The 17487-nt window shown below is 44.1% G+C and carries 12 protein-coding genes; all 12 read right to left on the bottom strand.

Annotated elements, in window-relative coordinates:
* Positions 1 to 16 precede the first annotated feature (16 nt).
* Positions 17 to 1576: a flagellar hook-associated protein FlgK gene (gene flgK / locus ACP8HI_RS25205; protein ID WP_438348844.1), complete on the bottom strand. Its 1560-nt coding sequence runs from the start codon at positions 1574 to 1576 to the stop codon at positions 17 to 19.
* Positions 1577 to 1591: 15 nt separating this feature from the next.
* Positions 1592 to 2092 (bottom strand): flagellar protein FlgN, encoded by a 501-nt coding sequence (locus ACP8HI_RS25200; protein WP_438348843.1) that lies wholly within the window; start codon positions 2090 to 2092, stop codon positions 1592 to 1594.
* A gap of 9 nt (positions 2093 to 2101) precedes the next feature.
* A complete protein-coding gene (gene flgM / locus ACP8HI_RS25195; RefSeq protein WP_438348842.1) occupies positions 2102 to 2386 on the bottom strand; it encodes a flagellar biosynthesis anti-sigma factor FlgM in 285 nt (94 codons plus the stop codon).
* 149 nt (positions 2387 to 2535) lie between these two features.
* Entirely contained in the window at positions 2536 to 2946 is a 411-nt protein-coding gene (locus tag ACP8HI_RS25190; protein ID WP_438348841.1) for a TIGR03826 family flagellar region protein, read from the bottom strand.
* Positions 2947 to 3170: 224 nt separating this feature from the next.
* A complete protein-coding gene (locus ACP8HI_RS25185; RefSeq protein WP_438348840.1) occupies positions 3171 to 3974 on the bottom strand; it encodes a ComF family protein in 804 nt (267 codons plus the stop codon).
* A gap of 113 nt (positions 3975 to 4087) precedes the next feature.
* A complete protein-coding gene (locus tag ACP8HI_RS25180) occupies positions 4088 to 6283 on the bottom strand; it encodes a DEAD/DEAH box helicase (protein ID WP_438348839.1) in 2196 nt (731 codons plus the stop codon).
* A 146-nt stretch (positions 6284 to 6429) separates the two neighbouring features.
* Positions 6430 to 6858: a hypothetical protein gene (locus ACP8HI_RS25175; protein WP_438348838.1), complete on the bottom strand. Its 429-nt coding sequence runs from the start codon at positions 6856 to 6858 to the stop codon at positions 6430 to 6432.
* 493 nt (positions 6859 to 7351) lie between these two features.
* The gene (locus tag ACP8HI_RS25170; RefSeq protein ID WP_438348837.1) at positions 7352 to 8074 is read right to left on the bottom strand and encodes a response regulator; all 723 of its coding nucleotides are present in this window, start codon (positions 8072 to 8074) and stop codon (positions 7352 to 7354) included.
* A 4-nt stretch (positions 8075 to 8078) separates the two neighbouring features.
* Positions 8079 to 9233, bottom strand: a complete 1155-nt coding sequence (locus ACP8HI_RS25165) for a sensor histidine kinase (RefSeq protein WP_438348836.1) — start codon at positions 9231 to 9233, stop codon at positions 8079 to 8081.
* A 57-nt stretch (positions 9234 to 9290) separates the two neighbouring features.
* Positions 9291 to 12008, bottom strand: a complete 2718-nt coding sequence (locus ACP8HI_RS25160) for a stalk domain-containing protein (protein ID WP_438348835.1) — start codon at positions 12006 to 12008, stop codon at positions 9291 to 9293.
* A 346-nt stretch (positions 12009 to 12354) separates the two neighbouring features.
* Complete coding sequence (locus ACP8HI_RS25155; RefSeq protein ID WP_438348834.1) at positions 12355 to 16098, bottom strand: SwmB domain-containing protein; 3744 nt, start codon at positions 16096 to 16098, stop codon at positions 12355 to 12357.
* 173 nt (positions 16099 to 16271) lie between these two features.
* Entirely contained in the window at positions 16272 to 17474 is a 1203-nt protein-coding gene (gene metK / locus ACP8HI_RS25150) for a methionine adenosyltransferase (RefSeq protein WP_438348833.1), read from the bottom strand.
* Positions 17475 to 17487: the final 13 nt, after the last annotated feature.

Raw genomic sequence — 17487 nt, 5'->3', positions numbered from 1 at the left:
TTAACCTCCTTATCAATCAACGGCCCACTACTCCTGTACCGTTTATCAGTTTATCTAATAGTTCATCAAATGTTGTCATGAATCTCGAAGCAGCACCATATGCATGCTGGAATTTAATTAAATTACTCATTTCCTCATCAAGAGAAACACCACTTATAGATTGACGACTTCCATCTACTTGCTCTGTTAATAGCGTTGCATTCTGTACTTGTCTCTCTGCCTCTTTACTCTCAACCCCGATCTGTCCAACGATGGAGGTGAAGAAGTCATCAATTGTAGCTGGTTTTGAGAAACCTGCACCAAAATCAAACTTGCTAATCTTTAGTCCAGACATAAGAAGCGCAAGTGAATTATTACCAGCAACGATCTTTTCATCTGTCCCTGTACCAGCTGTACGTATTGAAGAAGCAATGTAATTCGGGTCATCCTTAATGAGTTGACTTAATGTGACATTATCTGCTGAAAGAGGAGAACCATCCTTCGATACAAAGAAATCTCCACCTGCTGTCGGTGAATTACCCGCTAAAGTGTACCCCAGCTTATGCAATCCATTGATGCCATTAACTGAGACCTTTAGGTCGCTTCCTAACGTTCTGTTATTATTAGCATTACTATAAACAATATTATTCAGTATAGTACCTTCAGGTAATACTGAACCGGCTGGAAGCGTGATCTCGACTTCGCCATTAGCTATTGTATTAACCAATTGATTCAACTGGTTCTTATAGTCTGCAACATAGACGTCCCTAGAATGCAGTGTTCCGAAAGTCTCCCCACCCGTTAAAGTGCCGCCTTCATATCCTGCCTGCAGCGTTGCCCCAGTTACAGCAGTTACCACATCTCCAGCAACTACGATTTGTCCAGCTAAAGTTACTTGGTAACCAGTCTCTAACGGCACTATCTGAACATTGGCTATTTTGGACAATTGGTCCATTGCATAATCACGCTGATCGCGAAGATCATTAGCATTATCCCCAAGACTCTCGATCTTATTGATATTAGAATTCAGGCTAGCTACTTGACTCAAAAGTGAGTTAATACTGGAAGCTTGTAAGTCCACACTATTCGTTAAATCACTACTCAAATCATTCATTTGACGACTCATTTGATTTATCGCATCTGTAAGAGCCAACGTAGTTTCTTTAACAATTTTGCGATTCGTGATATCCTGCGGATCCTGACTGAAATCAGACCAAGCATCCCAGAAATTATTAATAACTTTGGCCAAACCACTGTCTGAAGGCTCGTTAAGTGTGGCTTCTAACTTCCCAAGAGTAGAGAAGCGAACATCCCATGCTCCCTGAGAAGAACTCTCTTTACGGAACTGATCATCTAAGAATGACTCACGTATACGTTCGATGGATACGAATTCAGATCCGGTTCCCAATTGCCCAGGGGACGTTGAACGCAAAAAGGCAAAAGGTGCCATTGGTATTGATTCTGTCATCCTTACTACTTGCCGAGAGTAACCCGGCGTATTTGCATTGGCAATATTATGTCCTGTTGTACTCAACGCAGCCGTTTGGGTAAACAAACTGCGTTTGGCAGTTTCAATGGAATGAAAGGTTGATGTCATGTTTTCCTCCTCGAATTACGCACGCGTATCAAAAACACCAGGACGACTTAATCCATGAGTTTTGTCTGACGGATGCTGATAGAACGCTTCTTGTTCAGGATATATCTTTAACAACTCAATTGAGAAATCAACATAAGATATAGCCTGTTGGATCAATTGCTGATTTATATCATTTAATACTTTTAATTTATTCAGAGTCTCATTTAAGTGCAATTGAACCTTTTGAAACCGTGCTTTGTCTTCAGGTTCAAACACAAGTCTTGAAAGTTCCTTTAAATTCAAAGCCAAATTTGATTTTATGCCCTTTTCTTTTAGAAAAAGATTAGCGGATGTCGAGCGTTCTTCTTCAAGCTCCTCAATCCTTTTAACTATTTTGGATTCCTTATTTAATAATGAAATGATTTGTTCCATCTCGTTTGCAATGATAGCATGTTTCTTAAGTTCTCCACTTTCGATCAACTTCTGATGCTCAACATCCAAATTCTCCAATATACTAATAAGCCGTTCTAATGCCATGTCATTCACCTAGTTCTCAGGATATTGTTTGAAATACGGTAGGAGTTTCTCGGCAATCTTGTTACTATCCACTTGGTAAGTTCCGGAGGACACCTGTTGTTTCAAATCCTGTATTTGTTGCGCGCGCTCTGAATTGCCGCTACGTTCTGTAGCTTGTAACATTTCCATAGCTTCGGCTGAGATGGTTACTTCGTCCTTACGACGGCTCTTCTTATCTTCATTCTGTCTGCCTGATTCAATATTGCGCTGATAAGAATTAATAGCTCCCACTCGTCCGGTCTCGTTAATTTTCATAACTGCCACCTTCCCGTTCCTGTTCATTCTATTAAAGGCTCAACCTTGGCAACAACTTGCCAAAAAGTAAAAACCGATAACCTTTACTAAGTTTATCGGTCACAAATGAAACATATATAATAGCTGATAACGTATTCACTATTAATTTTCTAATTATTATATTTATCAAGTGCACTATACGCAGCTTTACGATTACTGTTACTATCTCTGTTCACTTGCTCATCCCGAACCGATTGATTCAATTCCTTGGTCAGGCGATTTCTACAAGAGACACACATGTTACTTTCTTGAATGAATGTAGTCCCGCACACTTCACACGGGTAGCTAAGATTAGGAGCGTCAATAACCGAGATTCGTCCTTCTCGTATGAATTTAGTGATCTGTCGTACCGTTACACCCGTCACCTCGGAAAGTTCAGTCATCGAAGTGCCTCTATGCTCCCTTAAATAATCAGAACACTTCTGATATTCAGTTTCGATTCCCTTTGCACAATCCGGACATATATCTCTAAAATTCATAGCAAAAAGCTTACCGCACCGCGGACAATTGCCAAGATTCATCGCAATCCACTCCCCCATTCCATATATTACATATAACCGTATTATCTAGTATATATAGATTAACTTATATGGGCATGGTTCGTCTATCTATAATATTCTTTTGACAAATAGCCATTAAGTCCAGAATTACGTCTGACCTTCTCACAAGTATTTAGGCGGGTGAGAAGGTCAAGTCATTCAACACAGTAAATATACCACGCAAAATTGAATCCAGAAGCTCCACTTCACGATCTTGCCCACGTTAAGCTAAAGACCTCCACAGGATATCCGATAACTTTCCCTATCTCCTTCAATACACATGCACAAGCATTAATAGTACTTCCAGTCGTGTAAATATCATCGATCACAAGAATACGTAAAGGGGCATTACCTAATGATCGTTGACGTGTCTGAAGAATGTTATGGGCTATATTAATGATATTCTGGTCACCACTAAAAACATTCTGCATATCGCGAATACGCTCACTCCGACTCTTAAAGCTCTGTTTATCGGTATGTCGCTCCCTTAGAAGCATCCTTGCAAAAGGAAGCCGCATCAGTTCCGCCAATTCTATAGCTAACACCTCAGCTTGGTTGAATCCTCGCTCCTCTAGCCTAATTGTACTGACAGGAACGCAAGTGATGACATCTATGGTCCATGGTGGGGCTACCTTCGTCTGTCTATGTTCATTTCGCATGCTAACGTAAGCCTTACCCAGCATCATTACGAGTAGCTCGCTATATCTTTCATTTCCCCTGTATTTATACTGTCCAAGCCATTCCCGCATCATGGGCTTATAGGCTACCGCACTCCGATTACACTCGAAAAAGCGTTCATATCCATTGATACGCGTACAATCCGGACAACCGATATGCCGACCGCAAATACAGCAGCGTGGCTGCCTAATCCATGGGATCCCCTTGTAACAATCTGGACATATCCCATGAACTTGAGTTGACCTGTTGCCCATTCTTCCACAAGTAAGACAGGCCACTACTGCCGGGGCAAGTAGTCTATGTATAGAGTCCAATATACTTTTCCAAGTCATAGTGCTCTCCTTTCCAAATCATAGCTATCTCTTCCAGCCTTCAGCCACTGATTACCGACCAGCTATCGCTAGCTACCAACTACCAAACACTAACTACAACTATTCCACTACAGCTATGGAGCTTGTCTCTTCTTGTGATGGTTAGTTAAATAGCCACCCTTCTGCGCGATACGGTTCATTCCTTTGATCTGAGAAACAGCTCTCTTCTGTGATCTTGTCCACGCGGAGGATGCTAGGAATACTCTACCTGCCGGATCATCTTTTGACCTACCAGCCCGCCCAGCCATCTGTATTAGCGAAGCTTCATCAAAAAGACCACTATCCGCATCAAAAATAAATACATCACTTCGCGGCACAGTTACTCCTCTTTCTAGAATAGTTGTTGTAATCAGCAACCTAATCCGGGTATCACGAAAGGCCAACACCTTCTCCGCTCGTTGTGGGTCTACAGATGAGGTACCTTCTATCCGAATCTTCGGTAAATAGCGACGCAACAGCATAACCAAAGGTTCTATATGCCGAATCCGCGATACGAATACGAAACATTGCGCTCCTCGCTGGATGGATTGTCCTAAGTTGCGAATGACTTTATCTGGAATCCGTTGCTGACTAAGGCATTGCGCTACAGATTTCATATCCAGTCGACTAGGAACAGGCAGAGGATGTCCATGAAATCTCACAGGTACTTTGGCGTGAGGTAGTTTGCCCGAAGCTGCTTCCCTCTGTAATTGACGTGGAGGCGTCGCCGACAGGTATACGAATTTGCCCTCGGGCTTGCAAGCATTCTGCGCTGCATAGGCCAACATGGGATCATTATGATATGGAAATGCATCTATCTCATCGATAATGACGAGATCAAATGCCTGGTAGAAGCGCATTAATTGATGCGTTGTGGCTAACGTCAACATCCCCGGTCTCCAGCGTTCCTCACTCCCCCCGTACAATGTAACCACCTTCACATCTGGAAAAGCTCTAGCTAATCTTGGCGCAAGTTCCAACACGACATCTCTCCGCGGTGTGGCGACAAGTACACGCCCTCCAGCCTGCAATACGGCATGCAGCAACGGGTAGATCATTTCCGTCTTACCCGCACCCGTAACCGCCCAGAGGAGAAAGCGATCAGGCATTGCAGGAACGCGAAGAGCTGGGGAACTTTTCGATCTGGTGAGACTCGAAGTTCCCCCTGCTCCGCCCCCTGCGGGAGGCTCCGCTAGGAAACGCAGCGCCGCGTCTGCGGCTGCGCTTTGCGCTGCACTAAGCCCCCACCGGCCCATGGCCTCGGTGGGGGAACCCCCGGCCGTGCCCCGCACGGCCGGGGACGCTGCTCCGCGAAGCAGCAGCGCACAAGCGCGGCTGCGCCCCATAGCGAGGCAGGCCTCGCAATAGGCGCACGCCGCGCTGCCGCACGAGGCGCATGCCGTGCGGCCAAGTGCAACGCTGCCACAGCGATGGCAGCGGAGGAACTTGCGGCGGCGCTGCAGCCACGGTGCGCAGCCACGAGGCGAGGCGGCAGGCGAGGCGGCAGGCGCAACGCCGGCGCCGAAGGCGAGCTGGTCCTGGAGATAGGCCAGCTGCGCAGCCGTGAACCAAGCTCCAGCCATGGTTGGCGCAGCTTCCGCTAGAAGTGCGTCTACCTCTGCCTTTAGCAGCGAACGCCCTCGAAGCACTTCTGCTAGCACTTCCGCCTCGCGGAACACTTCCAGCATCACCCCATCAAGCTGTAATTCCTCAGCTTCGCGCACACCGTGCACTTCCTGCATCGATCCATCATGCCGTAAGTCCTCCGTCCTCCCCCTACTAAGCACCTGCTGCATCACTCCATGATGCTGGAGATCCCCTACTTTGCGCCCACGACCCGCTCCCTTCGCTGTGTTCGCCCATAGCATGTGAATCTTTGCTCTGCTCCTCTCTTCTTCATCCCTCCCTCTATGATCATCCCTTCGTTTACGATCTATCTGTGGATCATTAACACATCCACCATCTCGAATATCCCACATCCACATCGAATCCTCACAGAAATATTGTACGATTGATGGAGACTTAGGCACTTCTTGAAGCTCATCTACAAGAACTTCACCGACAACCTTTTGCCAGTGAGCAATAGACCAAGCATCCATCCCTTTATCTCGTAACTCCATCTGTTCAAGCTTGATCCCCCATCCCAGAGGAACCCCTTCAGCCAGAAATACCACCCTACTTGATGAAGCTTTCGCTTCCCTTCCCCACCACACAAGGTCCACTCTCAAATCAAGAGAAATCCTCATCCTCCAACCCTCAACATTTCGAATCGCATATACTGCTACTTTCACATCTCCCACGCCTTTCTCAAGTTCAATTCGTCAATCCCCCGCTGAACGCAAAAAAGGCACATTCTCCCGGAATCCCGATCTTGGAGAGTGTGCTTCACACCTTGTCACCTATACGATTGCTACCCGTCATCAGACAACACCATTTACTAGCCTTGCACATAAGGTATGCGTCCGGCCTCATGCGGTATTCTTAAGTCGATTAATGTTGATCCTTCTAACTCTTCTTGTGATACATATTTACTGAGCTCATCTCCATCTACCTCTGCGCAGACCCTTACGGATAGATTAAGTCCTGAGTACTCACTCATTCTGCGAATCATTCGCACCGTTTCATCGCTCGATGCATGATCCAAAACAAGGATGCGTACTTCCTTATTTCCAAAATAAGAATACAACCATAGTGCACGCACATACCATTCTACATGATTTTCATGATTAGAAGTAATGAATATGAAATAATTTCCATATCCCTTCCGTCGATTGCCACCAACCTTATCGGTTGCGGCATGTACGCCATGTACAATGGCTATCGCCAACCCGTAAATAATAGCAATCCAAATACATTGGATGATCACGGAGCTTCACCTCCTTCTTTACCAACAATATATGCTGATACAGAAGGCTAGGTGACAAGATAGACTCACACTGCGCCCTTGCTGTGAAAGTTAATCTGGCTGTGCCAACGAAATTAGTATGTATTAGGCAGTAACCTTCGTTTACTCCCTGTAGCGAGAGTAACACGTATGTAAGTACAATAAGTGCACAACGTACACTTATATTCTCCCAATTTCCAATGGCGTTCACTTTAGTTGCATAACATGTATCTATTTACTCAGAATTTGAGGATTCAGCAATTATTCCTGATTTTAAATGCCATTTATGCAACTAATTCCCTCTACTCACACCTTTTCCCTATAATAAGCACCATTTATGCAACTATCCCAGCCTCACGACGGGAGGGGCCTGCATCACGCACAAGTTGCGGGTTGCGGGTTACGAGTTCCGAGTTGTTGAGTTCCGGGTCGCGAGTTGCGAGTAACTAGTTACAGTTACCGGCTACATCCTTGGCTACAATCTTACCCAGCCATATTTAATAGCATTAATAACCGCTTGCGTACGATCATCCACTTCCATCTTTTGCAAGACACTACTGACATGGTTCTTCACTGTCTTCTCACTAATAAAAAGATATTCAGCAATCATCTTATTACTCTTACCCTCAGCCATAAGACGCAACACTTCTGCTTCACGGCGAGTCAGCGGATTATCTTCTCCACCTACGAACTTCACTCCAGCTTCCATGACCGACTTCTGATTCATTGCCCCAGCTTCATTCACGAAGGTCATACGACGTAACTGCTGAATTAGTTTCCCCGTTACTTTAGGATGAATAAAAGCATGACCCTGATGCACCGAGCGAATCGCATTAATAAGAGACTCCGCCTCCATGTCTTTCAGTAAATATCCATTTGCACCTTTACGCAACGTCTCAAACACATAGCTCTCATCATCATGAATAGACAGAATAATAACTCTAATGTCAGGGAATAGCTCTCTAAGCTTCTCGGTTGCTTCCACACCATTCTCCTCAGGCATATTAATGTCCATGAGCACAACGTCAGGTTGAGTCTCGTTACAGAATTCTAGCACGTGGACGCCATCACTACATTCTCCGATGACCTCCATATCGTCCTCCATATTCAGAATCCGCTTTAGACCTTCACGAAATAATTGATGATCATCAACTAAGAGTACTTTAATGGTTTCTTTTACAGAATCTCTGCTTGTCATTTCGTCACTCTTTTCTCTTGTCTACATTTGTAGGGATATGGATAATGATCTTTGTTCCTTCTTTCAATTGGGATTCGATCTCCATTCTACCCTCAAGGAGTTCTGCCCTTTCACGCATACCTACTATACCGAAATGTTCATTTTTCTTCTGTTTAAGTAGCTCAGGTTGAAAGCCACATCCATTATCTTGTACAGCAATCTTCACGATTTGTGCCTGAAACGTCAATTCTACAACCACATATGAAGCTTCAGAATGCTTAGCCACATTCGTGAGTGCCTCTTGCACAAGCCGATAAACGGCCGCTTCCATTGCTGAGGTGAGTCGCCGTTCCTTCCCTCTCGTTTCAAGTAATGTTCGAATTTTTGTTTTATCTTCGAAATCATAAATGAATTTACGGAGTGTGGGAATTAGGCCCAAATCATCTAGGGCCATCGGTCTTAGATTAAAGATCACTTTCCGAATTTCTTCAAGACTAGCTCGTACTTGCCCTTTCAAGTCTACTACTTCGTCTTCAACCATCTTAAATTCCTGTTTCTTTAACATTCTTTCAACGATTTCTGTTCTTAGAACTAGATTGGCAAGTAATTGAGCTGGACCATCGTGGATTTCACGGGCAATTCGTTTGCGCTCTTCTTCTTGAGCTAGAATAATCTTCAGCCCTATGAGCTGACGATTCTTAGCTGTCTCGATGAAACGACCTACTTGGCTTATTTCACCAGACAAATACTCCTTAACTACGCTCATTTGCGATCCGATGCTCTCCGCGCGCTCTATTGAACTCTCTACGCTGCGGATTCGCTTCTTTAGCTCATCACGTCTAGCTTTGAGATACATCTCTTTCTCGCGATATATGATCAGATCGAGTTGGATCCGAGTAGCCTTCTCATAGGCCTGTCTAATATCCTCTTCCTTAAAGCGGACAAAGTCACGGCTGACTTCCGTCAGACGAATACGAGATCGCCGATAACTTAACTCAAGCTGGTCCACCTTTTCTAAAGTTACCCGAGTTTCCTTGACCACGAACTCCAACTCATTCCTCATCGTGTTCAACTCTTCACGAGCACTCTCCATAATCTCGAATATTTGATATTTGCTATTCTCAACCGCATCGATCGCATTCTTAATAACGTGATCAATAGCCTCTGCTTGAAAATCCACTTCAGCTCTACCCCATTCCAACTTTGCCGTTATTAACTATGCCATATTATAGCATAATTACGATTCAATGGTGATAGTCTTCGTCTGTTGATCCCACTTTACGATTAACCCTAGTTGTTCAGATACTAGACGTAAAGGTACTAGAGTTCTACCTTGTGTAGTGAAGGGTGCTACTTCCGCCGTAAACCTTTTTCCATTTAGAATAAATTCCTTCTTATTCACTGTAAGATCTAATAATTTACCTCCACGTAGCACCGTGATGCGCTGATTAGCAGCGTCCCAATTGGCACTTCCCCCAGCTGCGTCTAGTACGAAACGAATCGGTACATACGTTGTATTATTCTTCATTATAGGTGCAACATCCATCGCTATCTTGCCCCCATTAACAGTCATAGACTTCTGTCCAATCACCATCGTTGCTGTTCCTTTAGGGAGTAGAGCCTCACTGGATAAAGAGGGTATTGTAAATTGAACATTGTCAAAAGCAACCGAACCTGTCAATGCACGTTCATCCTGTCCTTCTTCTACATTAACTACATAGAAGCGCTTCAACTGTGCTGGGTATTGAATGTTCAATCCGCTTAGATCGATGTTCAGGCTCTTCCACCCTTCCCAATCAATCACCTTAGCCAGATCCACATAAACCGTCTTACCCGTCTGATCTATAATTTCAGCACGAAGCCAATTCAGACTGTTATCCCCTTGAACATCCACTGACATCGATGTTGCCGGAGCTGAAATAGCTTTACCCGTCGTTCCATTCAATTGTGCATAAGCGTACATTTTACCGCTTCCCTGAGTCATATCATATTGAAGACTGAGTACTTTGGATTTCGAACGGTCTCCACTTCCTTGCGTAATGTTAGCGGAACCCATCACTTGAGCCACATTACTAGTGAATTCAACAGGATAACTCGTATTCTCAAAATCTTCCCACATGCTATTCGCAGCTTCCGAGAGCACAATAACGGTACTAAATCCATTATATCTACCAATAGCATAACCGATCTTCGCGTTCGCATTTACGGAAGTCACCGTCAAATTGTCACCTTGTACATTCCCTTTGAATCCAACAAACTCCCATTTCAATGCGCTAGCAGAGATTGGTATACTCTGTCCATTCTTTGTAACTGCTGTTATAGGAATAGATACGGTTGTTCCTGCGCTCAGAGGCGCTGTTGCATTAGCCGTCGTCAGACTCGTGAGTTCATCTGCCCCAAGAACGCTTACCTCGGTACTTATTTTCACATCACCGCTTACCGCCGTAATCGTGGCTTTTCCTGGTTGTACACCTATGATCTTACCACCACTGACTTTCACATTGCCATTGCTAGACTTCCAGGTAGGAGTAATCTGAGTGACATCCATCGGGTTATAGTAGGTATCATAGGCTTTTAGCGTATAAGCAGCCTCTTGACCAATCAATAGTGATGAACTTCCACTAATCTTAAATCCTTTCAATTGACCTTGAGGAGCCGTACTGAATACACCGAGGGCATTCACAATACTCCGCTGCACGGTGCCATATTCCGTATTAAATGTTAGTGTCGCGTTATTCTCTGCTAAAGGGCGGGTTACCATCGTAGTGGAACCACCACCATCCAGATTCATCCCTTTCCACACACCTATCTTCACCATGAAAGCCTGCAGCTCGGACAGCGACATTCCTGAACTCTTGTTGTTATCCTCCGCTGTTATCATATAGGCATATCGTCCATCTTGCGAATAACCAAGGGCGGTACGAGCACGGTATCCACCAATAGTTGCGACATCTCTCGTGAAAGCAGAAGCCTTGCCCCCATTGACTAGAAGCGTATGTCCACCGATCATCATTTGTAGACTCGTAGGGTCGACCTGTTGGCCTGTCGTTTCCGATAGGAGTGAGGAACTCACATTCACTGCCTGCCCTATGACCAAATTAGTGTTAGCGAATTCGGCAGCCGTTCCATGCGCACGAAGAATGTAGCCATCTTCTGGTACAGGTATTAGCAACGGAGATTTATAAGATATATCCGTTACTATTCCATTCTGTACAAGGACTTCCGTAGCCGTCGATGAACTATCGACAGGGCGATCCAATGACTTCCAGCTACTTGTATACATATACATTTTATTAACATGACTATAGGTTGTGCCTGTTCCTTCTGGATAGTAAGCTGTCTTATTCACACCCGATAAAGGGAAGGTTTGTCCATTATCTGCTGTCACGGAACCCTTAAATTCATATTCATCAATCATGGGTTTCCCCTCTTTTGACACTGTAAAGGAATACATCCCCTTCAGATCCGCAGGTGTAGCCATCAACACGCCATCTGTAATCTGACCGCCTAAAGGTGCCCATTGTGCCCCTAGCCCACTCGTAATGTAATAATCCCCATTCACCGCAGCTACGGCACCATTCTCTTTGGCCATGGCTTGTGTGCTTTGTCTAGTCGTAAACTGACCACCCACGCCATTCATGACATCCATTTTCACATTTGTATTCTGTAGATCTACACGAATGACGTCAGCGAGCGTAGTCACCTGCTTACCAGAACGAGTCGTAGTAAATTGATATTTGTATAGATTAGCTCCAGAAGTAATGATGTCTTCTCCGATCTTAGTAACCGATTGCGAAGCAGCATTAACAACTGACCCTTGAAATGAACCATATATAGGAAGTCCACTGCCAACAACGGGTCCGATCCATAACAGCCCTGCCATTGTAACAATGACCCACTTCTTACCTGTGGAGTTAACCACTCTTTCTTGCATTTGTTGTAAGTTCCTCTTCATTATTAAAGTAATCCCCCATCTGCTATCTTGTTCGCACAATCTTACATTTCTGTAGAAACGATAGACTATATATTTAGCGTATATACTATTAGACTTGGTTTTAGCGTAAAAGTTACGAAATCGACATTATTTACTCTTAAACCTAGAAAAACAGCGAAGAAGCGTCTAGTCTCACTAGTTGAACCAGTTACATCCGCTTAATCAATCGCATCACTCTAGCAATCACACAAAAAACCATAATCCCCCCATCGGGAGGGATTATGGTTCCTAAATGAAACCCACATTTTACAAGTTAACTATAATCTACTTTATCATAATTCTATTGTTACCCTAGCCTATTGTTATCCTACAAATATCCTATTGTACTCAATAGTCTCTTTACCATCACCGCGGCTTGAGCGCGCGTTGCATTCCCTTGTGGTTGGAATGTTGTTGTGGATACGCCTTGAATGATACCTTCCTTTACAGCTCTTGATACAGAATCAAGTGATTGGATCTTGCCACGATCTTTAAATTTGGATAGTGTTGTTACAGCTGTACTTGTGTTCGCACTCTTATATTCCGCATAATCCATCGCGCGCACCATCATGATCGCCATTTGTTCGCGGGTAACATATTTATCTGCTTTAAACGTTCCATCTGTATTCCCAGTAATAATACCCGCTTTCGTTGCGGCTCCAATATAGGCACCCGTAGCAGTAAACGACTGCACATCACTGAATCGGCTTGCTGCTTGTGAATCTCCAGACAATCCCAGCGCCTTCGCAATAAATACCGCAAATTCACCACGGGTAATGTTACTATTCGGTTCAAAAGCAACAGATGTCCTTCCATTCACAACAAACTTGGCTAGAAGTTCATTGATTTCGCTCTTCGCCCAATGATTAGTAACATCAGCATAGAACTTGTTGCCCGTTACGCCAGTCACCATATAGTTCGCTCGCACTTTTGCGTGCAAGATAATACCGCCACTCCATCTCTCTACCTTGGAAGGTACGAACGATGGCTCTGCCGTAGACTTATCGAAATACATCAATGCTGTAGTATTCTCTGATGCCGGCTTCGCTGTACGAATCAAGTATTCACTCGTAACATTCAACGGGATCGATCTCGTAGAAGTCGTATTTTCCGCAGATACGTAAAAGTCGTACGGTTCAACAATCACATTCGCCCCAAGTTGACTCATTTGATTCAGCATGACGGACACAGCATAAGTCGGAACCTTCTCAATCTGGATCCAGATCATAATCGTCGAAGTAACCGCCGTAAGCTCCCTAGTGATCTCGCTTGCATTGAAACTTCCTAATGGAATACTATAGACGCTGTCCCCCATTCTAACTGCGAATTGTGCCTTGGGATCCTTGTAGTAGGCCTCTTGCAGCGTTTGAAGCGGAACGCCCACATAGGCTGCTTTCTCCATAGCAGGTACTTCGAATACGATCGTTCTGCTAGCCGTACTCGTCGTCGCCACATCATCATAAGCTTCCTTTAATTTGACGGGATCAATTTTGTATTTCTGAACACTTTGGTTATATTTCGACATCCCACTGCTAACCGTTGCAGCACTCGTATTCAGAACATACATTAATCTGCCGAACTCACTCTCACTGAGCGTTCCTAGACTACCAGGTTTTCCATCCACAGTAGTACCCGAATTTTGCACATTTAGATTACTGAACGATTGGATACTATTTCCTTGGCTATCTCTCAACGCATTACTCATCGAGTTAAAAGATACTTGAACTTGCTGTCCCACCGATACAGGAGACATCAATCGAAGAGTAACCGTATTCCCACTCACGTTAGTAGCTTGTACAGATCGAACCGTGTTGTCTACTCTTACTATAAACAATGCGCTCAATGCATAAGTGTCTAATGAACTTGTCAGGCTATTGTGGAATTGAAGCGTAAGAGTATCTCCCTTAATCGAAGCCGACTTCACATCAGCATTAAGGGAACTGGTACTCAGACCCATCGGCTCAAGATTGATATAACCCGCACTATTCCCATTCAGATCTGTAATGCGTTGGCTCCCAACACCGGGTACGTAAGACACAGTAACCTCTTGGGATGTCGTTATAGCAGTTGCCAGCGTAAGCTCAACATGATTTACGTTAACTGCCACTCCCGTCACATAGTTGGGAACTTTATTCACCAATATTGAGAATTGACTCTTCATCGGTAAATTATCTGTTCTTAATGCTTCATTATATTTCAAAATAACCTTGCTACCCGAACCTTCCGCTCCCATAAAAATAGGCGGCTTATTATCGATTTGATTCCTTACAAAGAAATCACTGAATGCTGACATATTCATACCTCTGTAATCCTGAATTGGATACGACCCAGGACTATAGGATACTTGAATCACATCGCCATCACTAATCCTCTTATTCAAAGTTAATACTAGCGACGAACCACTCTGGGACATACTACGAACGCCAAGAGAAGAACCGTCTGCCGTTACTGTGAACTGCTGATAAGCATTCGTAGACGGCTTTTTTAAAGTCTCATTGAAAGAAAGAGTTAAGGTTGTTCCATAAGCCGTACCTTCACGAGGTTTCGGTAGTGCAGAGTCGATCCCATTCGTCACCTCTCTCAATCCGAAGCTAGCTGCTGGATTAAGGGCAACATCCATAATTCCAGAGTTACCGCCGGTATAAGATATTTTGACATTTTGTCCAACGGAGACTCCAATCTCCAACACGACATAGACACTTTCACCTGACGTATATACTTGACTAATCTTTCTAGTCTCACCATTCACCGTCACAGCAAAATTCGATGAGTACATATAATTCGAATAATTCAACGTCTCATTATATGTCAGTCGAATCGTTGTTGCATTATGCATGAGAGATGTCTGCAGGACAGGAGCTACCTTGTCGTTGGAGCTCGTCTTAAAGTTCCAGTTGTAACTCCCGTTCAGCCCCCCATAGACAATACCTGTATTCACTCGATCGACGAATACGCCATTATCCACAACGACATAATACGAGCTATTCTGATCTAACGTCACCTTGTTCACGGAACGGATCTGTGTAGGGTTCTTGACATCGACTACTACATTGACGTCCATAGATTGTCCGCTTGTTTCATTGTACAGCCTGATTATCGCATAATCCGAACCGTTAGCTGCTTTCACAGCACGATTGAACGTTAGTGCCAGATCTGTACTCAACGATACCGTACTATTGTTCGCTGGCGATACGGACGTCTCACGCAATGCAGACATATCCCCAATAGCTGTGAAAGACCAATTTTCAATGCTCTGTGGTGCCGGATTATTCTCCTCATCCACAAAAGCGCTTGCCGGCACGGTTACCGTATATCTCTTATTATTCTGAAGTGCGAATCCCGGTATTATGCTAATCGTATTCGTACCGAACCCGGTAACTCTCGATGTGTTCACGGGAATATTGGTTACTGAACTTCCTTCCGGTTGAATCGTTATATTCATATTGCCGTTTCCTTTAGTGATCTTCTTGTCAAAAATAAGTTGGATTGGGCTGTTTAGAGCTACATTGACGGCATCTCGTTCTGGGATTCTCTGAGTGATGACTCCCGGAACCGGAAGCCCCTTCGTTGTGAATACCCATTGCTGGGGGTCTGTTATGCCAGCAAAAGCTACCGGTACAGCATCCTTACTTACAACAGTTCCCTCGGTCATTAACACATAATATTGTATCGAAGGAACAAGTTTCGAAGTCTTGAAATTCATCCGTTTAGGATCAGTCCCATCCACAAAGACAGTAGTAGACTTCCCATTGTCAATAGATAATGTCTCGGCAAGCACACCATCTGCTGCGTTATATATATGTACCTTTCCAACACTACCTAAAGCCACCTCTTGATTGAACATTAGTTGCAACACGGCACTCTTGAATTCCGCTCCAACTGTATTCTGTCCAGGTGTATATCCCGTTTCCGCGATGATGCTAGGTGCTGTCCCAAGATCTGCAATCATAATAACCGGTCGATCTCCAGCCGCTGCTTGAACACTAACTGAAGTTCCTAATCCTAGAACACTAGGTAACATTATTTCCAAAGTCATAATTACAGCAATCCACATTGAAATCTTTTTCTTCATTCTGATTATTAACTCCCCTCATGTATACACTTGTACTTATATTTTCGGTTTAAAGTGCTTACAAGTTTAGGGCAATGACATTAATTCATAGAATCGAACGATTTCCACGCGCACCAAAAAGCCGCTGAACGATCCAGCGGCTTAAATAATATGAATAATAAGGGCATTAATCTTTAGATTCCTGCTTGTTCCTTCAATGACTCAGCCTTATCCACTTGTTCCCAAGGAACATCTAGATCAGTTCGACCGAAGTGTCCGTAAGCCGCTGTCTGTTTGTAGATTGGACGACGCAAATCAAGCATTTGAATAATACCAGCTGGGCGAAGATCAAAGTTGTCTTGGATGAGCTTAACTAGTTTCTCTTCACTCACCTTACCTGTACCGTAAGTATCTACATTAATCGACACCGGCATAGCAACACCAATGGCATAAGCCAATTGAATCTCCAACTTATCTGCAAGGCCAGCCGCTACTAGGTTCTTAGCTACATAACGTGCCGCGTAAGCTGCAGAACGGTCTACTTTGGTAGGATCCTTACCAGAGAACGCCCCGCCACCATGACGTGCGTAACCACCGTATGTATCGACAATGATCTTACGTCCAGTTAGACCCGCATCTCCTTGAGGACCCCCAATAACGAAACGCCCTGTAGGATTAATGAAATATTTGGTATTCTCATCAAGCAACTCCGCAGGAACAACAGGGATAATAACATGCTCTCTAATATCAGCTTGGATCTGCTCTAACGTAATTTCTTCTGCATGTTGCGTAGATACAACTATGGTGTCAACACGTACTGGCTTATCATCCATATATTCAATCGTTACTTGTGTCTTACCATCTGGGCGCAAATACTCTAACGTACCATCTTTACGCACCGCTGCTAAGCGACGTGCAATACGATGCGCTAGTGCAATAGGTAAAGGCATCAGTTCAGGTGTCTCATTCGATGCGAAACCGAACATAAGCCCTTGATCACCAGCACCAATATCTGCCGTTTCCTTATGCATTTGCTCAAGATCACGATTCTCCAATGCAGCATTAACCCCTTGGGCAATATCAGCTGATTGCTCATTCAATGAAGTTAGTACAGCACTTGTATTATAATCGAAACCATATTTAGCATTGGTATAACCAATCTCTTTAATTGTATTTCGAACAATGGCTGGAATGTCGACATATTCAGAGCTTGTACTAATCTCTCCAATAACAAGCACAAGTCCAGTTGCCACAGCTACTTCGCAGGCAACGCGTGCATTAGGATCATTCTCTAAGAATGCATCTAATACAGCATCAGAAATCTGATCACAGATTTTATCTGGATGTCCTTCAGTAACGGACTCTGATGTAAACAAATGACGTCCTTTAATTGACATGAATTAACCTCCT

Source organism: Paenibacillus sp. FA6 (assembly GCF_051550225.1).
In the GTDB taxonomy this organism is placed as follows: domain Bacteria; phylum Bacillota; class Bacilli; order Paenibacillales; family Paenibacillaceae; genus Paenibacillus_AQ.
This window is presented reverse-complemented; position numbering and strand designations above follow the sequence as displayed.

What these genes read in the sequence shown, in the direction of transcription:
- flgK (WP_438348844.1), bottom strand. Translation starts at nt 1,576, where the DNA reads ATGACATCAACCTTTCATTCCATTGAAACTGCCAAACGCAGTTTGTTT.
- ACP8HI_RS25200 (WP_438348843.1), bottom strand. Translation starts at nt 2,092, where the DNA reads ATGGCATTAGAACGGCTTATTAGTATATTGGAGAATTTGGATGTTGAG.
- flgM (WP_438348842.1), bottom strand. Translation starts at nt 2,386, where the DNA reads ATGAAAATTAACGAGACCGGACGAGTGGGAGCTATTAATTCTTATCAG.
- ACP8HI_RS25190 (WP_438348841.1), bottom strand. Translation starts at nt 2,946, where the DNA reads ATGAATCTTGGCAATTGTCCGCGGTGCGGTAAGCTTTTTGCTATGAAT.
- ACP8HI_RS25185 (WP_438348840.1), bottom strand. Translation starts at nt 3,974, where the DNA reads ATGACTTGGAAAAGTATATTGGACTCTATACATAGACTACTTGCCCCG.
- ACP8HI_RS25170 (WP_438348837.1), bottom strand. Translation starts at nt 8,074, where the DNA reads ATGACAAGCAGAGATTCTGTAAAAGAAACCATTAAAGTACTCTTAGTT.
- ACP8HI_RS25160 (WP_438348835.1), bottom strand. Translation starts at nt 12,008, where the DNA reads ATGAAGAGGAACTTACAACAAATGCAAGAAAGAGTGGTTAACTCCACA.
- ACP8HI_RS25155 (WP_438348834.1), bottom strand. Translation starts at nt 16,098, where the DNA reads ATGAAGAAAAAGATTTCAATGTGGATTGCTGTAATTATGACTTTGGAA.
- metK (WP_438348833.1), bottom strand. Translation starts at nt 17,474, where the DNA reads ATGTCAATTAAAGGACGTCATTTGTTTACATCAGAGTCCGTTACTGAA.